This is a genomic window from uncultured Marivita sp., assembly GCF_947488135.1.
GTDB lineage: Bacteria > Pseudomonadota > Alphaproteobacteria > Rhodobacterales > Rhodobacteraceae > Marivita.
In genome coordinates this window covers 123,452-144,459 of record NZ_CANKYW010000004.1, presented here as the reverse complement: position 1 = coordinate 144,459, position 21,008 = coordinate 123,452, and the positions used below count along the sequence as shown (strand labels likewise).

Sequence of the window (21,008 nt, the reverse complement as noted above, 5' to 3'; positions counted from 1 at the left end):
TCAGAACGGCCCATCCTCGAGCACGCCATCCGCAGACATCTGCGCATACAGCAAACCCTCGCGCAGACCGCGATCCGCGACGGACAAGCGATCCGTCGGCCAGCACCGCAAGAGCGCCTGAAGGATCGCCGATCCCGACATGATGAGCGCCTGACGGTCCAGCCCGATGCGGGGATCGGCCCGGCGGCCCTCGGGGCCAAGCTGGAGGTAGCCGGAAATCACCTTTTCGATCTGGTCCGAGGTCATGCGCAGCCCGTCCACCTTGGTCCGGTCGTAGCGCTTGAGGCCAAGATGACTTGCCGCGACGGTGGTGACGGTGCCGCTCGTGCCCACGATCTGGAATCCTTCCCGCGCCTGTTCGTCCTTGTAGGGGGCGAATTCGGCAAGGTTTTCCTCGAAATACCAGCTCATCAGCGCATAGCGGGCAGAATCGCTTTCCACATCAGAGAACTGATCGCGCAATGTGGCCACACCCAGCGGCACGCTGATCCAGTCTACAACGCGGGCGGCAGGGAACGGGCTGTCCTTGGTGTGAAACCCCGCGTGCAAACGCATGATGGCGCGCGGACGTTCGAACGCTGGCACCGCCGTGAGGTCGATCCAAACCAGCTCGGTCGACCCACCGCCGATATCGACCACCAGCAATTGCTCGGTCTTGGTGCTGACCAGCGGCGCGCAGGAAATGACGGCGAGCCGTGCCTCTTCCTCGGGCTGGATGATCTCCAGCGTCAAACCGGTTTCGCGTTTCACCTGGCGGATGAAATCGCGCGCGTTGTGCGCCCGGCGGCACGCCTCGGTCGCGACCAGCCGCATCCGGGTGACCTCGTGACGGCGGATCTTCTGCTGGCAGACACGCAGCGCGGAAATCGTCCTGTTCATCGACGCACGGCTCAGTCGGCCCGACTTTTCGAGCCCGGCGCCCAGTTGAACGGATTTTGAAAAGCTGTCGACCACGTGGAATTGGTTGCCCTTGGGTTGGGCAATCAACATACGACAACTGTTTGTGCCCAGATCCAGCGCAGCATAAAGCTCGGATGGATCGGGCCGTGACGGCGCGGGGCTCTCTACCGGTTTCGGGAATGCGCCCGCACCTTTGGGACGCTTTGGCGCCATGACTCTGCGCCTTCCGAATATGTAAGTTACCCCAACCCTATTCGGGCTTGCGCCGTATCGCAAGATTCGTGATGCGCCGCCTTGCGGTTATGAGGCCCTTTCATGCAAAGCCTGAGAATTTTGGACCGCGCCGCACATCGCTTTCCCCAACGACCTGTCCTATTGTCCCCTTGGGTCGCAGACAGAAGCGGACAAGTCGAAAATCGCCCTTGGGTCCGGGTCGGCCTCAATTACGAAGACGCAAGCAACGCAAAGGAATCACGGCATGCCGGATGTCACAATTGTCTACTGGCGGGATATCCCGGCGCAGGTGATCGTGGGCAAAGGACGCCGTGGGGCGAAGGCTCAATTGCCCGAACGGTTCGAACAGGCCATCGACCGCGCCGCGATGAAGATCGGCGCGTCAGACACCGACAGCTATCTGGCCGAATGGCGCAAGGCCGCGCCTTACGCGGTGGATGGTGAGCCCGACGACGTATGCGCCGCCGAATTGGCCCGCATCGACACGGAATACGACAAGGCGCGCCTCAAGGCGTTGATTGATAACGAAGGCTGGGCATAAGCCCCCATGACCCTGAGGGAGGCCATCATGGCATTGTTGAATTTCCGCAAGCGCGAGACCGTCGAGACCGGGTCCACCCCCGAGATGGAGGCGTTCCTCAAGGGTTATTCCATCGAGGTCATGCCCCGCACCGCCGAAAAGGTCGCGGATTTCCGTACCTTGCTCGCTCCCGGCACCCGCGTCTACATCGCCCATATCGACGGCACCCCGATCGAGGACATGGTGTCGACCGCCAAGCGACTGGCCAATGACGGCTTCCCTGTGATGCCACATTTCCCGGCCCGGATCATCAAAGACAAGCCCACGCTGGCCGATTGGATCGCCCGCTACCAGGGCGAGGCGGGCGTCGATCAGGCGCTGCTGCTGGCCGGTGGCGTGGCCGAGCCGCATGGCGACTTCGACAGCTCAATGCAGCTCATGGAAACCGGGCTTTTCGACAAGGCAGGGTTCAAACGCCTGCACGTCGCGGGCCATCCCGAAGGCAACAAGGACATCGACCCCGATGGCGGCATGAAAAACGTCGAAGATGCGCTGCGCTGGAAGCAGGGGTTTTCCGAACGGACCGATGCGCAGATGGCGCTGGCAACGCAATTCGCCTTCGACGCCGACCCGATCATCAAATGGGTCGATGACTTGTCCGCGGCTGGAATTTCCCTGCCGGTGCATATCGGCATAGCCGGACCTGCAAAACTGCAAACCCTGATCAAGTTCGCCATCGCCTGCGGCGTCGGCCCCTCGCTGAAGGTGCTGCAAAAGCGCGCGATGGACGTGACCAAGCTGCTGCTGCCTTACGAGCCGACCGAGGTGCTGACCAAGCTGGCTGCACACAAGGCGAAGAACCCCGACTTCAACATCGAACAGGTGCATTTCTTCCCGCTGGGCGGGATCACGGCCAATGCCACTTGGGCGATCGAAAACGGCGGCGCCGGAACCGCCCCGGCCGCGGTCAGCTGATCCGCCATGCCAGCTCTGCTCTTCGATCTCGACGGTACCATGCTGAATTCGGACCCGATCCACGAGGCCGTCTTTACAGAATTGTGGACCGACCGTGGCCTGCCGATGCCGGACGGCTTCTATATCGAGCAGGTGCATGGACGTCTGAACGTCGATGTCTTCGCGGAGTACCTGCCCGACGAACCGGATCCGCAAGCGCTCAGCGAATGGAAAGAGGCGCAGTTCCGCGACCGCCTGCCGTCACCCTACCCAGCGACGCCCGGGCTCGAGACTTTCCTCGATCACGCGCAATCGCTGGGCTGGAAGATGGCCGTCGTCACCAACGCGATGCGCCTCAACGCCGAAGCGATGCTGCGCGCCATCGGCCTGCGCGACCGGTTCGACGTGATCGTGATCGGCGAGGAATGCGATCACGGCAAACCGCATCCGCTGCCCTATCTGACCGCGATGGAGTTGCTCGGAGAGCCCGCGAGCGCCTGCGTCGCCTTTGAGGACAGCCCCTCGGGCATGCGCGCCGCCGCCGCCTCGGGCGCCTATTGCATCGGTGTCCGCTCTGCCCTGACCGACGCGAAGCTGTGCGCGGTCGGAGCGGATACAAGCATCCAAGATTTCACAGACCCCGCGCTGCCGGACATCCTGGCCCGCATTCAAGGAGTAGCCGCATGACCCGCACGATTGTCGAGTCCAAGACCAAAACCGCCATCATCGGATTCGACCAGCCGTTCTGCGTGATCGGTGAACGGATCAACCCGACCGGCCGCAAGGTACTGAACGAGGAACTCGAACGCGGAGATTTCAGCCGGGTCGAAGCCGACGCGCTGGCGCAGGTCGCCGCCGGGGCCAACATTCTCGACATCAACTCGGGTGCCGTCTTCTCGAACAAGATGGCCGAAGACTCGCGCTATGCCGACAACAACTTCGTCGAACCGACGCTGATGCGCGAACTGGTCGAACGCGTGCAGGCCGTCACCGATTGCCCGCTCTGCATCGACAGCTCGGTGCCCGGTGCTCTGGAAAACGGCCTCGCCGCCGCCGAAGGCCGCCCGCTGCTGAACTCGGTCACGGGCGAGGAAGAGCGTCTCGAACTCGTCCTGCCACTGGTCAAGAAATACAACGTGCCGGTGGTGGCGATCTCGAACGACGACACCGGGATCTCCGAAGACCCGGATGTGCGCTTTGCTGTCGCGAAAAAGATCGTCGAACGCGCCGCCGATTTCGGCATCCCGGCGCATGACATTGTGGTGGACCCGCTGGTCATGCCGATTGGCGCGATGGGCACCGCTGGCCTTCAGGTCTTCACACTTGTCCGTCGCTTGCGCGAAGAACTGGGTGTGAACACCACTTGCGGCGCGTCCAACATCAGCTTCGGCCTGCCCAACCGCCACGGCATCAACAACGCCTTCCTGCCGATGGCGATGGGCGCAGGCATGACCTCGGCCATCATGAACCCCGTCGCCCTGCCCGTCGGACCGACCAAGATTGCGGAAAAGCGTGCCGAGGTCGAGGCCGCTGGCATCGTCCTGCCCGAAGATATGGACGACGAAACCTTCTGCGTCCTCTTCGGCCTGGGGTCGACCAAGCCGCGCCCCGGCAAGGAAATGGAAGCGATCCGCGCGGCCAACTTCCTGACCAACAACGACGAAGGCGGCGGTGCCTGGATCGAGTTCAACAAGCAGCCGCCGAAAGCAGGCCACGAAGGCCGGGGTCGTGCGGGCCGCGTCGGAGGCCGCCGCCGCCGCGCGTGATTTCAAGATGCTTCGATCCCCTGCGCGGCGCGTCAGCTGTGCAGGGTTCTATCCTTTGCCCATTTGATCGCATCGTCGAGCCTGTCATCACCCCAGAACACCTCACGTCCGACGACAAAGCTTGGTGAGCCGAACACCCCTAGTGCCTTGCATGTCCGGGTCTCCCGATCCAACGCTTCGATCACCGCTGGAGATTGTGCACGTTCAATCGTTGTCGTCGGTTCCTGTCCCGCGTGTTTCAGGCTGTTTGAGAGGTTTGGGTCGCTGCCAGCGGGCAAACCATCGACGAACCACGCCCGGTAGGATGCAATGGTAAAAGATTTGCCCCAGCCTTCCTGCATGCCCAGGAGGGCCACTTGATTGGCAAGGACCAGATGCTCCAGCGGATACGGTGCGGGTACCGCGAGCGGAAGGCCGTAAAGATCTGCGCGCCGTTCTATGTCGCGCCACATGTATGCGGTTTTTACCGGCTTGTCTTTGAACGGAACATTGTTCTGCTCAACCATGATGGCACGAACATTGAACGGGCGCCAATTCACGGAAATGCCTTCGGCCTCGCAATAGTCATCAAGACGCATGACAGTGAGATAGCTGTAAGTACTTCCGATAGAATACCAAAAATCAATGGCTTGCATGGCGCCCCCCGCTTTGTGCGATCAGACTAGCAAATCACGCAGGCTTCCGTCCAATTTTCCGTCTTTCAGGCGATCCGTATTCCGCGCCGACCCGCAAGATCGGAAAAATACTGCCACGCCACCCGGCCCGACCGTGCGCCCCGCGTCGCCTGCCACTCGATCGCTTCGGCGCGCAATGTCGCGTCGTCGATCTCGACCCCGTATGCATCGCAATAACCACGGATCATCGCCAGGTAGTCGTCCTGATTACACGGATGAAACCCGAGCCATAGCCCGAACCGATCCGACAGCGACACCTTTTCCTCGACCGCCTCGGACGGGTTGATACCCGACGACCGTTCGTTTTCGATCATGTCACGCGGCATGAGGTGACGGCGGTTCGACGTGGCATAGAACACCACGTTGTCGGGCCGCCCCTCGACCCCGCCATCCAGCACCGCTTTCAGCGATTTGTAATGCTGGTCGTCATGGCTGAAGCTCAGATCGTCGCAAAACAGCACGAACTGATGCGGTGCGGCGCGCAACAGGTTAAGCAGGCGCGCGACGCTGGGCAAATCCTCGCGCTGCAACTCCACCAGCTTGACCGACACGCCTTCCGCCAGAACCGCCGCATGGACCGCTTTCACAAGGCTCGACTTGCCCATGCCGCGCGCGCCCCACAAAAGCGCGTTGTTGGCGGGAAGACCGCGCGCGAATTGCCGTGTATTGGCCAGCAGCGTGTCGCGGCTCCGATCTACCCCGATCAACAGGTCCACCGGGACCCGGCTGACCTTGGGCACGGGTTGCAGGTGATCCGGATCGACATGCCAGACAAAGGCATCGGCAGCGCCGAAATCCGGGGCCGGCTGCGGCGCGGGGGCAAGACGCTCCAGCGCGGCGGCAATCCGCTCCATCGGATCACTCACTTCTTCGCGCCCTCGTCTTCGTCAAATTCTTTCATCAGAGGATCGTCCTCGAGGTCATCATCCTCCATCCAGAGGCCCTGTGCCCGCAGCTCAGCCTCGCGCTTGCGCTCAACCCGGCGGACAAGGAAAATCGACACCTCGTAAAGCCCGTAGACCACGACGAAGAGGATCACCTGCGTGATGACATCCGGCGGCGTCACCAGCGCGGCAAGGACCAGAATGGCGACAACCGCGTATTTGCGCACATTGCCCAGACCTTCCGAGCTGACCAGACCGGCCTTGCCCATCAGCGTCAGCAACACCGGCAACTGGAAACAGAGCCCAAAGGCCACGATGAATTTTACGGTGAGGTTGAGATATTCCTGCGCCGAGCCCTGGAAGACCACGGACAAGCCTTGTGCCACCTCTTCGTCCACCAACGCTTCGCCTTCGGCGCCGAATTGCTGGAACCCAAGGAAGAAGTCATAGGCCAGAGGCGTGACGACGTAGAAGGCAAAAGACGCGCCCAGAAGGAACATGAAGGGCGACGCGACGAGAAACGGCAGGAACGCGCCCTTCTCGGATTTGTAAAGCCCCGGCGCCACGAAGCGCCACATTTGAAGGCCGATATACGGAAAAGCCAACATGAACCCGCCGAGAAGCGAGATCTTGATGGCGACGAAAAAGCCTTCCTGCGGGCTGATGAAGATCAGGTCGCAGTCCTGCCCCCGCTCGGCCAGCACCTCGCACAGGGGATTGGTCAGGAAGTTAAAGAGCGGCGTTGCCACCGTAAAACAGATGATCATCCCGATCAGGAACGCGACGACCGAATGGATCAGCCGGTTGCGCAGCTCTGCCAGATGCTCGATCAACGGGGCCGAGCTGTCCTCGATCTCATCGGGGCTGGTGTTCATTTGGAGTCTTTCGTGTCGGAGGGCGCGGCTTCGGCCTTCTGTTCGGCCTCCATCGCTTCCACCTTCGCCGCCGCTTCGGACGCCTCGCGCGCCTTGCGTTCCGCTGCCGCCTTCGCGGCGGACAGTTCGATCTTCTTCTTGGCTTCCTGACGCTCTGCGGACAGTTTGCCCGTGTTGCTGTCAGGGTTGAGATCGGTCATCGACTTGGCCGCGTCTTTCACGCCATCCATCGCAGAGGACAGCGGATTGGTCGCCGATTTGAACGTCTTGCTCATTTCGGACACGCCGGCTTCATCCGCCGCGTCGTTCATCGCCTTGCTGAACTCGCGCGCCATGCCGCGCGCCTTGCCCATGAACCGACCGATGCTGCGAAAAAGCACCGGCAAATCCTTGGGCCCCACGACGATCAGCGCGACGATGCCGATCACCAGAAGCTCGGTCCAGCCAAGATCGAACATTTGGGCTTACACCTTGTCCTTGCTGGACGTCTTGTCGGTTTCGGGCGTCACGTCTTTCGCCTCGTCGCCGGTATTGGCCTGTTCGATCTCGTCGGTGCCGTCTTTCACGCCTTTCTTGAAGGCGGTGATGCCTTTGCCGACTTCGCCCATCAGCGAAGAAATCTTGCCGCGGCCGAACAGCACCAGCACCACGACGGCGATCAGCAGAAGGCCGGGAAGGCCGATATTGTTGAGCATGGCTCTCTCCTAACTCGTATCTCGCCGCGATGCGGCGCGTCTAGACCGCACTCATCTAATGCCTTTGGACGGCCGGTGAAAGCGGCAAACGCGGTTGATTTCCGGCTTTTTGAAACGATTTTTGTCAAGAGCTTGTCAGTTGACAGGTTTTTGTCAGTATTGCCCCGTCCAACGCCGGAGAATCATTTGAAACGCAGCGACCGACTTTATGCTCTGATGCAGCGTCTGAAGGATGGTCATTTGCACACGGCCGAAGCCATGGCACAGGATCTGGGCGTGTCGGTGCGCACCATCTACCGCGACATGGACACGCTTGCGGCCTCGGGTGTGCCGGTCGAAGGCGCACGCGGGTCCGGCTATACCGCGCAGGCGATGATCACCCTGCCACCGTTGAACCTGACCCAGACCGAACTCGAAGCGTTGCATATCGGTCTCGCCGCCGTGGGCGTCGCGGATACCGAAGACCTCGCCGCCGCCGCCCGCGCCCTGTCCGACAAGATTGACGCGGTCTTGCCCGAAGACGTCGGCACTCCAAAGGCGCGGTTCGGCTTTGCCACCTATCCCTTCGCCGAGGCCGCGCAGGGATTCCGTCATATGCCCGCATTCCGCAAGGCCATCCGCGCGCGCCAGAAACTGCGCCTGCGGCTCGACGGTGAGGACCGGACCCACACGGTGCGCCCGTTGCATCTGGACTACTGGGGGCGCATCTGGACCTGCGTTGTATGGGACGAAACCGATGACAGCTTTGCCACCTTTCGCATGGACCGCGTGACCGATCTCACACCCCTGCCCGGTCTGTTCGTTGACGAGGCAGGGAAAACCCTGAAGGATTTTCATGCCTTGCAGTCCTGAGCCGGGAATGTTGCACTCTGGTCCAGCGCCAAAGGGAGGCCATCATGGGGCTGCGGTTCTTTTCCGATAAAAACCGGCCCGTGCATCTGGGACCGTTCCCGCTTGAACGGGCGCGGCGCGGCCCGATGCCGGATCCCGCACGCATCCCCCGCCATCCCGGCCTGAGCTTTCGCCGCCCCGACGATCCGGCCTCCATCGTCAACGCGATGGCGGATTACCAGGCGATGATGGACGCGATCCGCGACGGCTTCGTGAACAAGGCCCGCTCCACCTGCCCCAATGATGCAACAGAGCGCGCCAACCATCTGAAAGCGTTTGGATATTTTTCGGACGCCACGATGGTGGGGATTGGTCCGCTCTTGCCCGAAGCGCATTTGTCCGAGCCGAGGCAGAACCCCGATATCGCCCGCCTCGCGGAGGATCTGAGAATCCGCCAGACCAAGACGCTGGCCGCCGGGATCGACCTCATCATGGCCGACCTCAAGGAGTCGATGGAGGCGCCGCGCACTACCATCGCGTCGCATGACACGGCGCTTGTGTTCCTCTACGAAATCCCGCGCGACCCGAACCCGGGTGAGATTGGCACCGACTGGATCACGGACGCACAGCACCACCGTGCCTGCCTGCGCGCCACCGAAACCGCCGTGGTCATCGCCAACTACATCCGCCTGCTCGGCTGGAACGCCAAGGCGCACAGCGCCACGAGCACGGATGTGGACCTCAACATCTGTACGGTTGCGGCGGGTCTGGCGTACGGAACGGACGACCGATTGGTGAACCCGTGGCTACACGACCGTTTCGGCGTCGCGGTCGTGACCACAGATCTGGAGTTGGCCCACGATGCGCCGCTCTCACCGGATCAACCTAAATCGCTGACAAAAGGCCTGTCTTGGACCCTCGGCACGAGGTCCTCACGGTCGCGGCTCAACGACAACCCGTTCGACACCCGCCGCTATGTCGATGGCCCGCACCCCTTCGAAACGCTCAAACGCATCGACACCCCGACCACCTATATCGATGAACCCAACGTGCCGCGCGTGCCCAAGCGCACCGATATGTTCGCCCGCGCCCAGTTCGGCGACATGGGCAAAAAGCTTCAGGACAAGGCCAAAGGCGGCTACTATGTGCGCAAGGCGGCACCGTCCTCGGCGCAGCGGCGGATGCTGGGGGCCTTTGTGTTATTGCAAGATGGACCGCCCGAAAACGGCCAACGTCCTGCAAATTTGCAGAACAACGCCGACGCGATCAAGGCCACGGCCTATTGGCTGGGCTGCGATGCCGTGGGGATCAGCCGTTGCCCCGATTGGGTCTGGTACAGCCACGATGCGCGCGGCGATCCGATCGACCCGCCGCATGATCAGGCCATCAGCATCATCATCGACCAGGGCTACGAAACGATGGAGGGCGCGTCCGGCGACGACTGGATCAGCGTGGCGCAATCCATGCGCGCCTATCTGCGGTTCTCACTGCTGGGCGGGGTGCTGGCCCGCCAGATCCGCAACCTCGGCTATTCGGCCAAGGCCCACAGCGTGATGGATGGCGACGTGCTGCAACCTCCGCTCTTGTTGCTGAGCGGTCTCGGCGAAGTGAGCCGCATCGGCGAGGTGATCCTCAACCCCTTCCTCGGCCCTCGCCTGAAATCCGGCGTCATCACCACCGACATGCCACTCGCACATGACAGACCCATCGACTTCGGCCTGCAACGGTTCTGCGAAAGCTGCAACAAATGCGCCCGCGAATGCCCCTCGGGCGCGATCACCGCCGGGCCGAAGCGGATGTTCAACGGCTACGAGATCTGGAAGTCCGACAGCCAGAAATGCGCCGCCTACCGCATCACGACCGAGGGCGGCGCGATGTGCGGGCGCTGCATGAAGACCTGCCCGTGGAACCTCGAAGGGCTATTCGCCGAAAAGCCGTTCCGCTGGGCTGCGATGAACGTACCACAAGCCGCGCCGCTTCTGGCCAAGCTGGATGATGCCGCAGGGCGCGGCGGCCTGAACCCGGTCAAGAAATGGTGGTGGGACCTGGAGTTGCAGGAGAACGGCAGCTATGCGCCCACCACCCAACCGGTGAAAGCGCGCGATCTGCAAAAGGACCTCGACCTGAAATACGAGGATCAGACGCTCGCCGTCTACCCCGCGCCTCTTGCTCCGCATCCTTACCCATACCCCGACCCGATGGACCGCGAAGCCGGGATCGCCGCCTACGCCGCGATGGTCAGCGCCGAGGAGCACAAGGCGCGGCTGGCCAAGGGCGACACGTCGCACCTCCACCGCCCCAAGGACGCCACCGAAAGCCCGGTGGTCCCCGTCATGGTGAGCAAGGTCGAAAAGATGTCGCCCTCGGTCACCAAGTACGAGTTTCGCAGCGTCGATGGATCCGACCTGCCCGCATGGACCGCAGGCGCGCATCTCGATCTCGTCGTCGCACCGGAATACCTGAGGCAATACTCGATGTCGGGCGACCCGGCGGATCGGTCGGTTTACCAGATCGGCGTGCTGCGCGAAGATCACGGGCGCGGCGGATCAGCCCTCTTGCACCGCATCTTCACCGAAGGGCGGCGTGTCTTCGTGTCCCGACCGATCAACCACTTCCCGCTGGTCGAGGACGCGCGCTTCACCTGGCTCATGGGCGGCGGCATCGGTGTCACGCCCATGATCGCGATGGCGCATCGCTTGCACGCGCTGGGGCGCCCCTTTGCGCTGCACTATTCGGTGAAAACCCGTGCCGAGGCCGGGTATCTGGACGATCTGGCCGCCGCACCGTGGGCGGACAAGGTCCATGTGCATATCAGCGATGAAGGCACCCGCGCCGATCTCGACGCGATCATGCCCGACTATTCGGACGGGCAACACATCTATACCTGCGGGCCGGTCGCTTACATGAATTCCGTCATGGAAGCCGCTGAAAGAAAAGGGTTTCCCGAACCGGCGCGGCACCTCGAATATTTCGCCGTCCCGGACTTGCCAGACTACGAAAACCACGCCTTCACGCTGCGTCTGAAAGACGGACGCGCGTTCCACGTGCCCCCGGACAAAAGCGCGACGGATGTTCTGGCTGAAAACGGCGTGTCGGTGGATGTGAAATGCGCGGACGGGATTTGTGGCGTCTGCAAAGCGCGTGTCCTGGGCGGCGCTGTGGAGCACCGTGACTTCGTTCTGTCGAAAGCACAACGCGTGGATCAGGTCATCCTGTGCCAATCGCGCGCGGCCGAGCCGGATGGCGAGATCACGATCGAGCTGTAAGCATCTGAAATTATTGTAAAGATTTCATAAAACTCTTCAAAGAGTTTGATGCGCGACCCAATATGGGCCGCGCACCGGGAGGACGCCTTAGCTGTCCGCTTCGGGCATCAACCCTTCGGTCTGCGCCACGGCCAGTTCGTCCGCGTTCACAAGACCGTCCCCATCGGTGTCCACCGCCATGAACGTGTCGGTCGTCACTTCGGGCAGGATGGTTTGCACCTCCTCGAGTGACAGCATGCCGTCCTGATTGGCGTCTGCAGCCATGTAGTCTGCGGCCATTGCGGCCATCGGCAGCGTGACGAGGCCGGCAGCGATCAGTCGGGTCAGAGTGAGTGTCATATTGGTCTCCCATTAAGTCCTGTATGCGAAGCGCCACTTCGTGTGGCCTTCACGAGGTATGAGGCGGAAAGCCTGTCCGGCGTCCCGGGGGGTGGCCGCAGCGGCGCCGACCTGCCCAAAACGGCCCAGTCGCTGCGCAATCCGCCGCGCAAAATGGGCCGCGTTCCGCCATCGGCGGAAACCCCCGGGCTGGTCGGGGATTTTCCCGCTGTCATACCTGTGGGCATGGATACACATCATCTTCCCCGCCTGCGCGCCCGAGCCCGACGCCTGTCGCGCAGCCCCCAGGATGCCGAGGACCTCTGCCACGAGGTGTGCCTTGCCATGCTGGAACGCGAAGCGATCGGGGCCAGGATTTCCCGGCCCCTTCCCTATATGATGACGGCCCTGCGCCACGCCGCCGCAAGCCGCGCCAAATTCGCGGCCCGAGAAACCCCGATGGAGGAGGACTTCGAACCCCAGGTCGAGGATGCGGCGCTGGCCTGCTTCTGTTCCCAGGTGCTGGGCAAGCTCGAGGCGCTGCCCACATCCGACCGGGCGCTCTTGCGGCGCGTGGCCTACGAGGGCGTGACCCCGTCTGAACTGGCGGAGGAAATGGAGGTCCCCGTGGGAACGATCATGTCCCGGCTGGCCCGCGCCCGGACCCGGTTGCGGGACGCTTTGGGGATCACGACAGTGTTCTGAAAGGGGCTCTGCCCCCGGCCTTCGGCCTCCCCCGAGGTATTTTCAGCCCAAAGAAGCGCAAAAAAAGGGGGCCGCAGTGGCCCCCTTTCGAGTTTCGCTCGTCAAGCTCCCATTTGTTCACCGCTCGGAATAATCTTGCCTGCGGCCTGACGCGCGTCAGAGGCGGGCGCACCCGCCTCGTGACTGGTTAGGGCTCAGCTACACCCAGACGTCCCACCGCAGGTGTTGCACTTCATGCAGGTGCCGTTGCGCACCAGCGTGTAGTTGCCGCAATCGCCGCAGGCCTCGCCTTCGTAGCCCTGCATCTTGGCCCGCGTCACCGCCGTCATGGCGGTGGTCGAGGAGGTGCTGGTGGTCTGCGTCGCGACCGCGACCCCGCCGGTTTCGGGCACCAGCGTGTTGAGCGCAGTCACCGGATCGGCACCGCCGCCGAACGCGACCGCCCCGGCCTGTCCGCCCTGCAACACGATCAGTTCTTGTGGCAGACGCTTGCGCAGGTAGCCGGTGGAGCTGATCTGCTTCAGCACTTCGAGCGACCGCGACGCGGCGGTTTCCGAAAGCTCGCGCACGTTCGACACGCCCTCTTCCTCGCCCCGGCCCAGATCGTCGAAGCTGGCGCCTTCGGGCTTCACATGGGCCAGATCGGTGCGGTCGAGATAGCTGACAGCGAGTTCGCGGAAGATGTAGTCGAGGATCGAGGTCGCGTTCTTGATGCTGTCATTGCCCTGCACCATGCCCGCCGGTTCGAATTTGGTGAAGGTGAAGGCATCGACGAACTCTTCCAGCGGAACGCCGTACTGAAGACCAACCGATACCGCGATGGCAAAGTTGTTCATCATGGCGCGGAAGCCCGCTCCTTCCTTGTGCATGTCGATGAAGATCTCGCCCAGAGAGCCGTCTTCGTATTCGCCAGTGCGCAGGTACACCTTGTGCCCGCCGACGATGGCTTTCTGGGTATAGCCCTTGCGGCGCTCGGGCATCTTTTCGCGGTGCGATTTCTGGATTTCCTTGATGACCACCTTTTCGACGATCTTCTCGGCCAGCACCTGCGCCTTTTCGGTCATGGAGCCGGATTCCAGCACCTCCTGCGCGTCCTCGTCGTCTTCGACAAGGGCTGCCGCGAGTGGCTGCGACAGTTTGGAGCCGTCACGGTAGAGCGCGTTGGCCTTGGTGCCCAGCGACCAGCTCAGCTCGTAGGCCTTCTGGCAATCCTCGATGGTCGCGTCATTCGGCATGTTGATCGTCTTGGAGATCGCCCCCGAGATGAAGCTCTGTGCCGCTGCCATCATGGTGATGTGCGACTGCACCGACAGGAACCGCTTGCCCTTCTTGCCACAGGGATTGGCGCAATCGAAGACCGGGTAGTGTTCGACCTTCAGATGCGGTGCGCCTTCCAGCGTCATCGTTCCGCAGACATGATCGTTTGCGGCTTCGATCTCGGCTTTGGTGAAGCCCAGGTGACGCAGCAGGTCGAAGGTGGGATCGTTCAGCTTTTCCTGCGGAATGCCAAGCACTTCGCGGCAGAACTCTTCGCCCAGCGTCCACTGGTTGAAGACGAAGCGGATGTCGAAGGCCGAAGCCAGCGCGCCCTCGATCTTGTCGAGCTGCGCCGGGCCAAAGCCGTGACCGGCCAGCGACGTGTGGTTGATCGAAGGTGCGTTGCCGATGGTGCCGTGGCCCACCGCGTAGGACACGATCTCTTCGATCTGTGCGCTGCCGTAGCCGAGCTTTTCGAGCGCCGCAGGCACCGACTGGTTGATGATCTTGAAGTAACCGCCGCCGGCCAGCTTCTTGAACTTCACCAGTGCGAAGTCCGGTTCGATCCCGGTGGTGTCGCAATCCATGACCAGACCGATGGTGCCGGTGGGCGCGATCACCGTGGCCTGAGCGTTGCGGTAACCGTGCTTTTCACCGAGGCGCAGCGCCTCGTCCCAGCTTGCCATCGCCAGATCGACCAGGCGGCTGTCCGGGCAATTGGCATGGTCGAGCGCCACCGGCTTGACCGAAAGCTCTTCGTACCCGTCCGTCGCGCCATAGGCGGCGTTGCGGTGGTTGCGGATCACGCGGAGCATATGGTCGGCGTTCTTCTTGTAGCCCGGGAACGGGCCCAATTCTCCGGCGATCTCGGCAGAGGTGGCGTAGGACACGCCCGTCATGATCGCGGTCAACGCACCGCAGAGCGCGCGGCCCTCGTCGCTGTCGTAGCTGTAGCCGAGGTTCATCAGCAACCCGCCGATATTGGCATAGCCCAGACCCAGCGTGCGGAAGTCATAGGACCGCTGCGCGATTTCCTTGGACGGGAACTGCGCCATCATCACCGAGATTTCCAGCGTCAGCGTCCACAGCCGTGTTGCGTGCATGTAGTCTTCGGACTGGAACTCGCCGTCCTTGAGGAAGGTCAGCAGGTTCATCGATGCGAGGTTACAGGCCGTGTCGTCCAGGAACATATATTCCGAACACGGGTTCGAGCCGCGAATTTCGCCATCCGCCGGGCAGGTGTGCCATTCGTTGACGGTGGTGTGGAACTGGATGCCGGGATCGGCACAGGCCCAGGCCGCGTGGCCCACGTCTTCCCACAGGTCGCGCGCCTTGATCGTCTTGGCGACGCTGCCATCGGTGCGGCGGATCAATTCCCAATCGGCATCGTCCTTGACCGCCTGAAGGAACGCGTTGGTGACGCGGATGGAGTTGTTCGAGTTCTGGCCAGACACGGATGCGTAGGCTTCGCTATCCCAGTCGGTGTCATAGGTCGGGAATTCGATGCTGCTATAACCCTGACGCGCGTAATCCAGCACGCGCTTGATGTAGGTCTCGGGGATCATCACACCCTTGGCCGCGCGGATCGCCGCCTTCAGGCTGTCGTTCTTTTTGGGGTCATAGGCGTCTTCAACCGCCCCGTCCCAGGTGCCGATCGCCTTGAAGATCGCGTTCAGCATCTTCTCGTGCATCTTCGATCCGGCGACGATGCTGGCGACCTTCTGCTCTTCCTTGACCTTCCAGTTGATGAATTCCTCGATATCCGGGTGGTCGGCATCGCAGATCACCATCTTGGCCGCACGGCGCGTGGTGCCGCCCGATTTAATCGCGCCCGCCGCCCGGTCGCCGATCTTGAGGAAACCCATAAGGCCCGAGGATTTGCCGCCACCCGACAGCGGCTCATTCGCCGCGCGGAGCGAGCTGAAGTTCGTGCCGGTGCCGGAGCCATACTTGAACAGGCGCGCCTCGCGGACCCAGAGATCCATGATGCCACCATCGCCGACCAGATCATCAGCGACGGACTGGATGAAGCACGCGTGGGGCTGCGGGTGCTCGTAGGCCGAAGACGACTTGGTCAGCTCACCCGTCTTGTAGTCCACATAGAAGTGACCCTGGCTTGGCCCGTCGATGCCATAGGCCCAGTGCAGACCGGTGTTGAACCACTGGGGGCTGTTCGGCGCCGCCTTCTGTGTGGCCAGCATGTAGCGCATTTCGTCGAAATAGGCTTGCGCGTCTTCTTCGGTTGTGAAGTAGCCGCCCTTCCAGCCCCAATAGGTCCAGGCACCCGCAAGACGGTCGAAGACCTGCTTCGAGGACGCCTCACCGGTGCGCGGCGTGTCCTCGGTTTCGGGAACGGAGCGCCACAGGAAGCTGGGCACGTCCTTTTCCTTGATCTTCTTCAGCGCCGTCGGAACGCCAGCCTTGCGGAAATATTTTTGTGCGATGACGTCGCTGGCGACCTGGCTCCAGCTGGCCGGAACCTCAACATTGTCCAGCTTGAAAACAACGGACCCATCGGGGTTCCGAATTTCAGAGGTGGTCGAGACGAACTCGATCCCCGCATATGCATCCTGCCCAGATTTGGTAAATTTTCTTTCGATTTTCATCGCACCGGTCTCTTTATATCAATGTCTACCCCATGGCCCCGTCGAGGCCCCGATAGGCACGAAAATTCCGGGTCTGCGTACAGATGCACGCAGACAAGCGCCTCAAAGCTTGTATCCGGTAGTCCCGTCCCTGATGTCGGCGCAAACACTATATGTTGTGGTTGATCGCACCGACCCGCACAAACTGACGGATATCTCACAGAGTCGTCAATACGTTTTTTTAAGAATTCGTCATAGATTTTGGGTTGACCGGCAGACAAGACACTACGGGTGGTGATTCAACTGTGGATGGTGTCGGGAGAACCCTGTGGATAAGCGGAGGATAAGAATTTCCTGCCCTCACAGAAAGTTATCCACAGGTATTCACGGGCTCGTTGAACCGAAGATGAAGGTCCGAGTCGATCCAGATCACCGCCCGGCGAATCCCGCTTGCCTGAAGAATGTGACCTGCATCACACGCCGCAAGCCCAGCTTGGCCGGAGCACAGGAACACCGCGGCTAGAGAGATGAAGGCAGACTTTGAAATGGTCGGGACGGCAAGATTCGAACTTGCGACCTACGGTACCCAAAACCGTCGCGCTACCAGGCTGCGCTACGCCCCGACTGAGGCGTCGTTTAGCGGTGACGACGCCAATTGAAAAGCGGTTTTTTCCGCGCGGATCAAGACGCGCAGGCCCAGCTCGCGGTTTCGTCCGGGATGGCCGGATGCCGCATTTCCGTGCCGGCATCGATGCCAAGCCGACGCGCCATGCCGCCGTTGATCTCAAGCACGAACTGGATATCGTCCCCCCCGGGAATGCTGGTCACATCTCCCGGCTCAGCGTTTTCGTGGACGCGCTGCACAACGCCCGCTCTGTCCGCAAAGATCATGTCCAAGGGAATGAGCGTGTTCTTCATCCAGAACGACACGCGCTGTTCGCGCTCGTAGACGAAAAGCATGCCGCTCATGGTCGGCATCGACTCGACGAACATCAAACCCTGGCTGCGCTCTTCGGGTGTATCAGCGACGTCGACGGCAAACCGCGCGCTGCCCCAATCGCCTCTGAGAAAAACGGTATCGTCTTGGCAGGTCTCCGCCGCAATCGTCTGTGTTGCGACAAACGCAACAACTGCGCTCAGGCCAAACCACTTTCCCATGCGAGCACCTCTACCGCCATGCGCCCGCGACTGCTTTCGATGGATCGCAGCGCCAGAGCTTCGCCCGGGAACAAATCCGAAAGACCGGAGCGGCGCAAGACTTCGACATGGATAAAGATGTCTTCCGGCTGGCCATAGACATTGGCAAAGCCGAACCCCTTGGCCTTGTCGAACCACTTGACCCGCGCCGGTTGAAGCGGAGCCGCCGCGATTTCTTCTGGCGACACGCCGGTGAACTCCTCCAGCGGCGCCGCGTCAGAATGGTCCGGCGGCGAGATTTCGATGACCTCGACGGCCTGAAGGCCCCGACTCGTGCCCTGAACGACGACACTGATCCGCGATCCGTCCGCGACAGACCCTTGGCCGTAATTCCGCAGAACATTCGCATGCAACAGAATGTCCGGGCCACCCTCGTCCGAAACAAGGAACCCGAACCCCTTGGCAGGATCAAACCATTTCACGTGACCTGAAACACGCGTGTCAGGCTTTCGTGAGTTTTCCACGTTCACTTCCAACTTCAAATTCCCGTCCATAGTCTTGGTGTCCCAACCACGGTTTGCAAGCACAAACAATAAGGAAACAAAGCCGGAATTTTAACCCCACAATTCACGTCACGTGAGTGTCAGGGGTTCAGCCGACTGATTTCCCATGTTTTTTCGTTACCTTTTCTTTCCCAACGGAACCGATCGTGTAACCTGAACGCACCATCGGCCCAGAACTCGATCTCGGTCGGGTGGATGCGAAACCCACCCCAAAACGGCGGTCGCGCCGGGTTCGGCCCAAGCTTGGCGGTCAGCTTTGCAACCTCGGCCATCAGCTCTGTCCGCGAACCCAGAGGCTGCGACTGCTTCGAGGCCCACGCCCCCAAACGGCTCTTCAAAGACCGCGATGCATAGTAGGCATCCGCCTTCTCGCCATCCTCGCGGGTGACGGTCCCCCGAACCCGGATTTGCCGGTGCAGCGATTTCCAATGCATGACGAAGGCCGCCTTGCCCGCCGTGTCGATCTCGTGCCCCTTGCGACTGTCGTAATTCGTGTAGAAGACGAACGCATCCGCCTCGACCTCTTTCAGCAGCACCATCCGAACGTTTGGCATTCCATCCGGATCCACCGTCGACAGAGCAATGGCGTTGGGGTCGTTGATCTCTGATCCTTCGGCCTCGGCCAGCCAGCTGCGCGCGATCTCGAAAGGGTCATCGCCCGCAAAAATACCCGTACGATCGCTCATGAGAGTCTCCTACTGAAAGCAGCGCCGTATCGGAGAGGCCAGGGGGTTGTCCACAGCGACGTCGTGTCACTTCCGAAACGCAGCAAATCTCGCCACATTACCAGCCTTGCCGCAGCAGCGTCCATCGCCTAAACGAAGTGGACCTGAACAGCGAGAAGGCAAGCCAGCATGAAAAGCGAAATAATGGCCGGAAAGCGCGGGCTTATCATGGGCCTCGCCAATGACAAATCCATCGCATGGGGGATCGCGAAAGCCCTTGGCGATGCCGGGGCGGAACTTGCTTTTTCCTACCAGGGCGACGCGCTGAAAAAACGCGTCGACCCATTGGCGGCGCAACTGGGATCGGACATCGTCCTGCCCTGTGACGTGAGTGATGCGGCGTCGATTGATTCGCTTTTTGACGGGTTGAAGACCCGCTGGGACAGCCTTGATTTCGTCGTCCACGCCATCGGGTTTTCCGACAAAAGCGAACTGCGCGGCCGATACGTCGATACCAGCCGCGACAATTTCATGATGACGATGGATATCTCCGTCTATTCCTTCACCGCCGTGATGCAGCGCGCCGAGAAGATGATGACGCATGGCGGGTCGGCTCTGACCATGACCTATTACGGAGCCGAACGGATCATGCCGCATTATAATGTGATGGGCGTGGCAAAGGCCGCTCTGGAAAGCTCGGTCCGCTACCTTGCCGAAGACCTCGGCAAAGACGGCATCCGCGTCAACGCCATCTCCGCAGGTCCGATCAAGACGCTGGCCGCCAGCGGCATCGGCGATTTCCGCTACATCATGAAGTGGAACGAATACAATTCGCCCTTGCGCCGCAACGTGACGATCGAGGATGTGGGCAAATCGGCCCTCTACCTGCTCTCCGATCTCGGCTCGGGCGTGACCGGAGAAACCCATCACGTCGATGCAGGCTACCATGTGGTCGGGATGAAAGCGGTCGACGCGCCCGACATGAGCAAGGAATAAGCCGTGACCACGGCCCAGCTTCTCGCCTTCAACCTCACTCTGCTGGCCGCGATGGCGGCCCCCGGCCCGGCGCTTCTCTACGCGCTGCGCCAATCGGTTGCGGGCGGATTCTGGACGGGCGTGACCACCGGCGCAGGGCTTGGCCTGATGGCCGCGCTCTGGACGGGGGCGGCGCTTTTGGGGCTCAATGCGGTTTTCGCGCTGGTTCCCTGGGCCTATCTCGCGCTCAAGACCGCGGGGGCGCTTTACCTGATCTGGATAGCGGTGCAGCTGTGGCGCGACGCCCGCAAGCCAGTCTCCGATAGCGCGCACCCCGGAGCACGGGCGTTTCTGGGCGGCCTGTTGGTCAACCTCGCCAATCCGAAATCCGTCCTCTTTGCCGGCGCGGTGCTTATCGTGATCTTTCCGCCGGACCTGAGCGTTGGATCGAAGGCCCTGATCGTGGCCAACCACTTCGCCGTCGAAGTCGCGGTCTACACACTCTTCGCCGCCTGCTTGTCCAGCGCACCGGCCCGTGCCGGATACCTGCGCCTCAAACCCCTCATCGACCGCGCCGCCTCCGTGATCCTCGGCGCACTCGGCCTGCGCCTGCTGTTCGGCCGCTGATTCCCGAAAGGAGCCAAACATGACCGATCGCCTGCCCCACGAAAAAGGGTTCCATGTCAGCTGGGACCAACTCCACCGCGACGCCCGCGCCCTCGCCTGGCGCCTGCAAGGCGAAGGCCCCGACGATGGCGGCTGGCGCGCCGTGGTGGCCATCACCCGCGGCGGCATGGCCCCCGCGATGATCGTCGCGCGCGAACTGGACATCCGCATGGTCGATACGATCAGCGTCAAGAGCTACAACCACCAGACCCAGTCCGAACCCAAAGTAATCAAGTCGCCGGATATGGACGTGGTCGGCGACGGCACCGGCATTCTGGTTGTGGACGATCTGGTCGACACCGGCCGCACGCTTGAAGTGGTGCGCAAACACATGCCCAACGCCCATATCGCCACTGTCTACGCCAAACCGATGGGCCGCCCGCAGGTCAACACCTTCATCACCGAAGTGAGCCAGGATACATGGATCTTCTTCCCCTGGGACATGGCCCTGCAATATGTTGAGCCCTATCGCGGCAAGGACTGACCGGGTTTCTTTGGGCTCCAAATATCTCGGGGGCGCCGCCGCAGGCGGACGGGG

21 protein-coding genes and 1 tRNA gene are annotated in these 21,008 nt (G+C 61.8%); 10 read left to right on the top strand and 12 right to left on the bottom strand.

Annotation, left to right across the window (positions count from 1 at the left end; translation table 11 throughout):
• On the bottom strand, positions 1-1,113 hold the full coding sequence (locus tag Q1B16_RS13335; protein WP_299789415.1) for a Ppx/GppA phosphatase family protein: 1,113 nt from the start codon (positions 1,111-1,113) through the stop codon (positions 1-3).
• A 265-nt stretch (positions 1,114-1,378) separates the two neighbouring features.
• Between Q1B16_RS13335 and Q1B16_RS13330 the strand changes: the two genes are divergently transcribed.
• The 4 genes from Q1B16_RS13330 to Q1B16_RS13315 are packed head-to-tail and all read left to right on the top strand — an operon-like array spanning position 1,379 to position 4,374.
• Complete coding sequence (locus Q1B16_RS13330; protein ID WP_299789412.1) at positions 1,379-1,675, top strand: virulence factor; 297 nt, start codon at positions 1,379-1,381, stop codon at positions 1,673-1,675.
• A gap of 27 nt (positions 1,676-1,702) precedes the next feature.
• On the top strand, positions 1,703-2,629 hold the full coding sequence (locus Q1B16_RS13325; RefSeq protein ID WP_299789409.1) for a methylenetetrahydrofolate reductase: 927 nt from the start codon (positions 1,703-1,705) through the stop codon (positions 2,627-2,629).
• A 6-nt stretch (positions 2,630-2,635) separates the two neighbouring features.
• Positions 2,636-3,295, top strand: coding sequence for an HAD family phosphatase (locus tag Q1B16_RS13320; protein ID WP_299789406.1), 660 nt, complete (start codon positions 2,636-2,638; stop codon positions 3,293-3,295).
• On the top strand, positions 3,292-4,374 hold the full coding sequence (locus Q1B16_RS13315) for a methyltetrahydrofolate cobalamin methyltransferase (protein WP_299789403.1): 1,083 nt from the start codon (positions 3,292-3,294) through the stop codon (positions 4,372-4,374). The genes Q1B16_RS13320 and Q1B16_RS13315 overlap by 4 nt, the downstream gene beginning before the upstream one ends.
• 32 nt (positions 4,375-4,406) lie before the next feature.
• Here the strand turns inward: Q1B16_RS13315 and Q1B16_RS13310 are convergent, their stop codons facing one another.
• From Q1B16_RS13310 to tatA, 5 genes are all read right to left on the bottom strand, one after another.
• Positions 4,407-5,009 (bottom strand): 2-hydroxychromene-2-carboxylate isomerase, encoded by a 603-nt coding sequence (locus Q1B16_RS13310; protein ID WP_299789400.1) that lies wholly within the window; start codon positions 5,007-5,009, stop codon positions 4,407-4,409.
• 65 nt (positions 5,010-5,074) lie between these two features.
• Positions 5,075-5,914, bottom strand: coding sequence for an ATP-binding protein (locus tag Q1B16_RS13305; RefSeq protein ID WP_299789397.1), 840 nt, complete (start codon positions 5,912-5,914; stop codon positions 5,075-5,077).
• Complete coding sequence (gene tatC, locus Q1B16_RS13300) at positions 5,911-6,807, bottom strand: twin-arginine translocase subunit TatC (protein ID WP_299789394.1); 897 nt, start codon at positions 6,805-6,807, stop codon at positions 5,911-5,913. The genes Q1B16_RS13305 and tatC overlap by 4 nt, the downstream gene beginning before the upstream one ends.
• Entirely contained in the window at positions 6,804-7,265 is a 462-nt protein-coding gene (tatB, locus tag Q1B16_RS13295; RefSeq protein WP_299789392.1) for a Sec-independent protein translocase protein TatB, read from the bottom strand. Before tatB ends, tatC begins: the two co-directional genes overlap by 4 nt.
• Before the next feature lie 6 nt (positions 7,266-7,271).
• A complete protein-coding gene (gene tatA / locus Q1B16_RS13290) occupies positions 7,272-7,502 on the bottom strand; it encodes a twin-arginine translocase TatA/TatE family subunit (protein ID WP_299789389.1) in 231 nt (76 codons plus the stop codon).
• A gap of 186 nt (positions 7,503-7,688) precedes the next feature.
• On the opposite strand from tatA, the gene Q1B16_RS13285 reads away from it, so the two are divergent.
• Together Q1B16_RS13285 and Q1B16_RS13280 are read left to right on the top strand one after the other, a co-directional pair.
• Complete coding sequence (locus Q1B16_RS13285) at positions 7,689-8,354, top strand: HTH domain-containing protein (RefSeq protein WP_299789386.1); 666 nt, start codon at positions 7,689-7,691, stop codon at positions 8,352-8,354.
• Between the two features lie 44 nt (positions 8,355-8,398).
• Positions 8,399-11,599, top strand: a complete 3,201-nt coding sequence (locus tag Q1B16_RS13280; protein WP_299789383.1) for a reductive dehalogenase domain-containing protein — start codon at positions 8,399-8,401, stop codon at positions 11,597-11,599.
• An 87-nt stretch (positions 11,600-11,686) separates the two neighbouring features.
• Here the strand turns inward: Q1B16_RS13280 and Q1B16_RS13275 are convergent, their stop codons facing one another.
• Entirely contained in the window at positions 11,687-11,938 is a 252-nt protein-coding gene (locus tag Q1B16_RS13275; protein ID WP_299789380.1) for a hypothetical protein, read from the bottom strand.
• A gap of 42 nt (positions 11,939-11,980) precedes the next feature.
• On the opposite strand from Q1B16_RS13275, the gene Q1B16_RS13270 reads away from it, so the two are divergent.
• Positions 11,981-12,622: an RNA polymerase sigma factor gene (locus Q1B16_RS13270; protein WP_299789377.1), complete on the top strand. Its 642-nt coding sequence runs from the start codon at positions 11,981-11,983 to the stop codon at positions 12,620-12,622.
• Positions 12,623-12,816: 194 nt separating this feature from the next.
• Here the strand turns inward: Q1B16_RS13270 and Q1B16_RS13265 are convergent, their stop codons facing one another.
• The 5 genes from Q1B16_RS13265 to pdxH form a co-directional block, all read right to left on the bottom strand.
• Positions 12,817-16,485 carry a vitamin B12-dependent ribonucleotide reductase gene (locus tag Q1B16_RS13265; RefSeq protein WP_299789374.1) on the bottom strand — a complete coding sequence of 1,223 codons (3,669 nt, stop codon included), beginning with the start codon at positions 16,483-16,485 and terminating at the stop codon, positions 12,817-12,819.
• Positions 16,486-17,010: 525 nt separating this feature from the next.
• A tRNA-Pro gene (locus Q1B16_RS13260) sits at positions 17,011-17,087 on the bottom strand.
• 58 nt (positions 17,088-17,145) lie between these two features.
• Complete coding sequence (locus tag Q1B16_RS13255; protein WP_299789371.1) at positions 17,146-17,622, bottom strand: DUF192 domain-containing protein; 477 nt, start codon at positions 17,620-17,622, stop codon at positions 17,146-17,148.
• Positions 17,601-18,125 (bottom strand): cold shock domain-containing protein, encoded by a 525-nt coding sequence (locus Q1B16_RS13250; protein ID WP_299789368.1) that lies wholly within the window; start codon positions 18,123-18,125, stop codon positions 17,601-17,603. The genes Q1B16_RS13255 and Q1B16_RS13250 overlap by 22 nt, the downstream gene beginning before the upstream one ends.
• A gap of 119 nt (positions 18,126-18,244) precedes the next feature.
• Entirely contained in the window at positions 18,245-18,850 is a 606-nt protein-coding gene (gene pdxH / locus Q1B16_RS13245; protein WP_299789365.1) for a pyridoxamine 5'-phosphate oxidase, read from the bottom strand.
• A gap of 168 nt (positions 18,851-19,018) precedes the next feature.
• Here pdxH and fabI point away from each other — a divergent pair, with 168 nt between their 5' ends.
• Genes fabI through gpt form a run of 3 tightly spaced genes read left to right on the top strand, consistent with a single transcriptional unit; the run spans position 19,019 to position 20,954 of the window.
• Positions 19,019-19,825, top strand: a complete 807-nt coding sequence (gene fabI / locus Q1B16_RS13240) for an enoyl-ACP reductase FabI (RefSeq protein WP_299789362.1) — start codon at positions 19,019-19,021, stop codon at positions 19,823-19,825.
• Positions 19,826-19,828: 3 nt separating this feature from the next.
• Complete coding sequence (locus Q1B16_RS13235; protein WP_299789359.1) at positions 19,829-20,431, top strand: LysE family transporter; 603 nt, start codon at positions 19,829-19,831, stop codon at positions 20,429-20,431.
• Positions 20,432-20,450: 19 nt separating this feature from the next.
• A complete protein-coding gene (gene gpt / locus Q1B16_RS13230) occupies positions 20,451-20,954 on the top strand; it encodes a xanthine phosphoribosyltransferase (RefSeq protein ID WP_299789356.1) in 504 nt (167 codons plus the stop codon).
• The last annotated feature ends 54 nt before the right edge of the window (positions 20,955-21,008 follow it).

Coding starts and splice junctions, on each gene's coding strand:
- Q1B16_RS13335 (WP_299789415.1), bottom strand. CDS start 1,113: ATGGCGCCAAAGCGTCCCAAAGGTGCGGGCGCATTCCCGAAACCGGTA.
- Q1B16_RS13310 (WP_299789400.1), bottom strand. CDS start 5,009: ATGCAAGCCATTGATTTTTGGTATTCTATCGGAAGTACTTACAGCTAT.
- fabI (WP_299789362.1), top strand. CDS start 19,019: ATGAAAAGCGAAATAATGGCCGGAAAGCGCGGGCTTATCATGGGCCTC.
- gpt (WP_299789356.1), top strand. CDS start 20,451: ATGACCGATCGCCTGCCCCACGAAAAAGGGTTCCATGTCAGCTGGGAC.
- tatC (WP_299789394.1), bottom strand. CDS start 6,807: ATGAACACCAGCCCCGATGAGATCGAGGACAGCTCGGCCCCGTTGATC.
- Q1B16_RS13315 (WP_299789403.1), top strand. CDS start 3,292: ATGACCCGCACGATTGTCGAGTCCAAGACCAAAACCGCCATCATCGGA.
- Q1B16_RS13320 (WP_299789406.1), top strand. CDS start 2,636: ATGCCAGCTCTGCTCTTCGATCTCGACGGTACCATGCTGAATTCGGAC.
- Q1B16_RS13275 (WP_299789380.1), bottom strand. CDS start 11,938: ATGACACTCACTCTGACCCGACTGATCGCTGCCGGCCTCGTCACGCTG.
- Q1B16_RS13280 (WP_299789383.1), top strand. CDS start 8,399: ATGGGGCTGCGGTTCTTTTCCGATAAAAACCGGCCCGTGCATCTGGGA.
- Q1B16_RS13255 (WP_299789371.1), bottom strand. CDS start 17,622: ATGGGAAAGTGGTTTGGCCTGAGCGCAGTTGTTGCGTTTGTCGCAACA.
- Q1B16_RS13325 (WP_299789409.1), top strand. CDS start 1,703: ATGGCATTGTTGAATTTCCGCAAGCGCGAGACCGTCGAGACCGGGTCC.
- pdxH (WP_299789365.1), bottom strand. CDS start 18,850: ATGAGCGATCGTACGGGTATTTTTGCGGGCGATGACCCTTTCGAGATC.
- tatA (WP_299789389.1), bottom strand. CDS start 7,502: ATGCTCAACAATATCGGCCTTCCCGGCCTTCTGCTGATCGCCGTCGTG.
- tatB (WP_299789392.1), bottom strand. CDS start 7,265: ATGTTCGATCTTGGCTGGACCGAGCTTCTGGTGATCGGCATCGTCGCG.
- Q1B16_RS13265 (WP_299789374.1), bottom strand. CDS start 16,485: ATGAAAATCGAAAGAAAATTTACCAAATCTGGGCAGGATGCATATGCG.
- Q1B16_RS13330 (WP_299789412.1), top strand. CDS start 1,379: ATGCCGGATGTCACAATTGTCTACTGGCGGGATATCCCGGCGCAGGTG.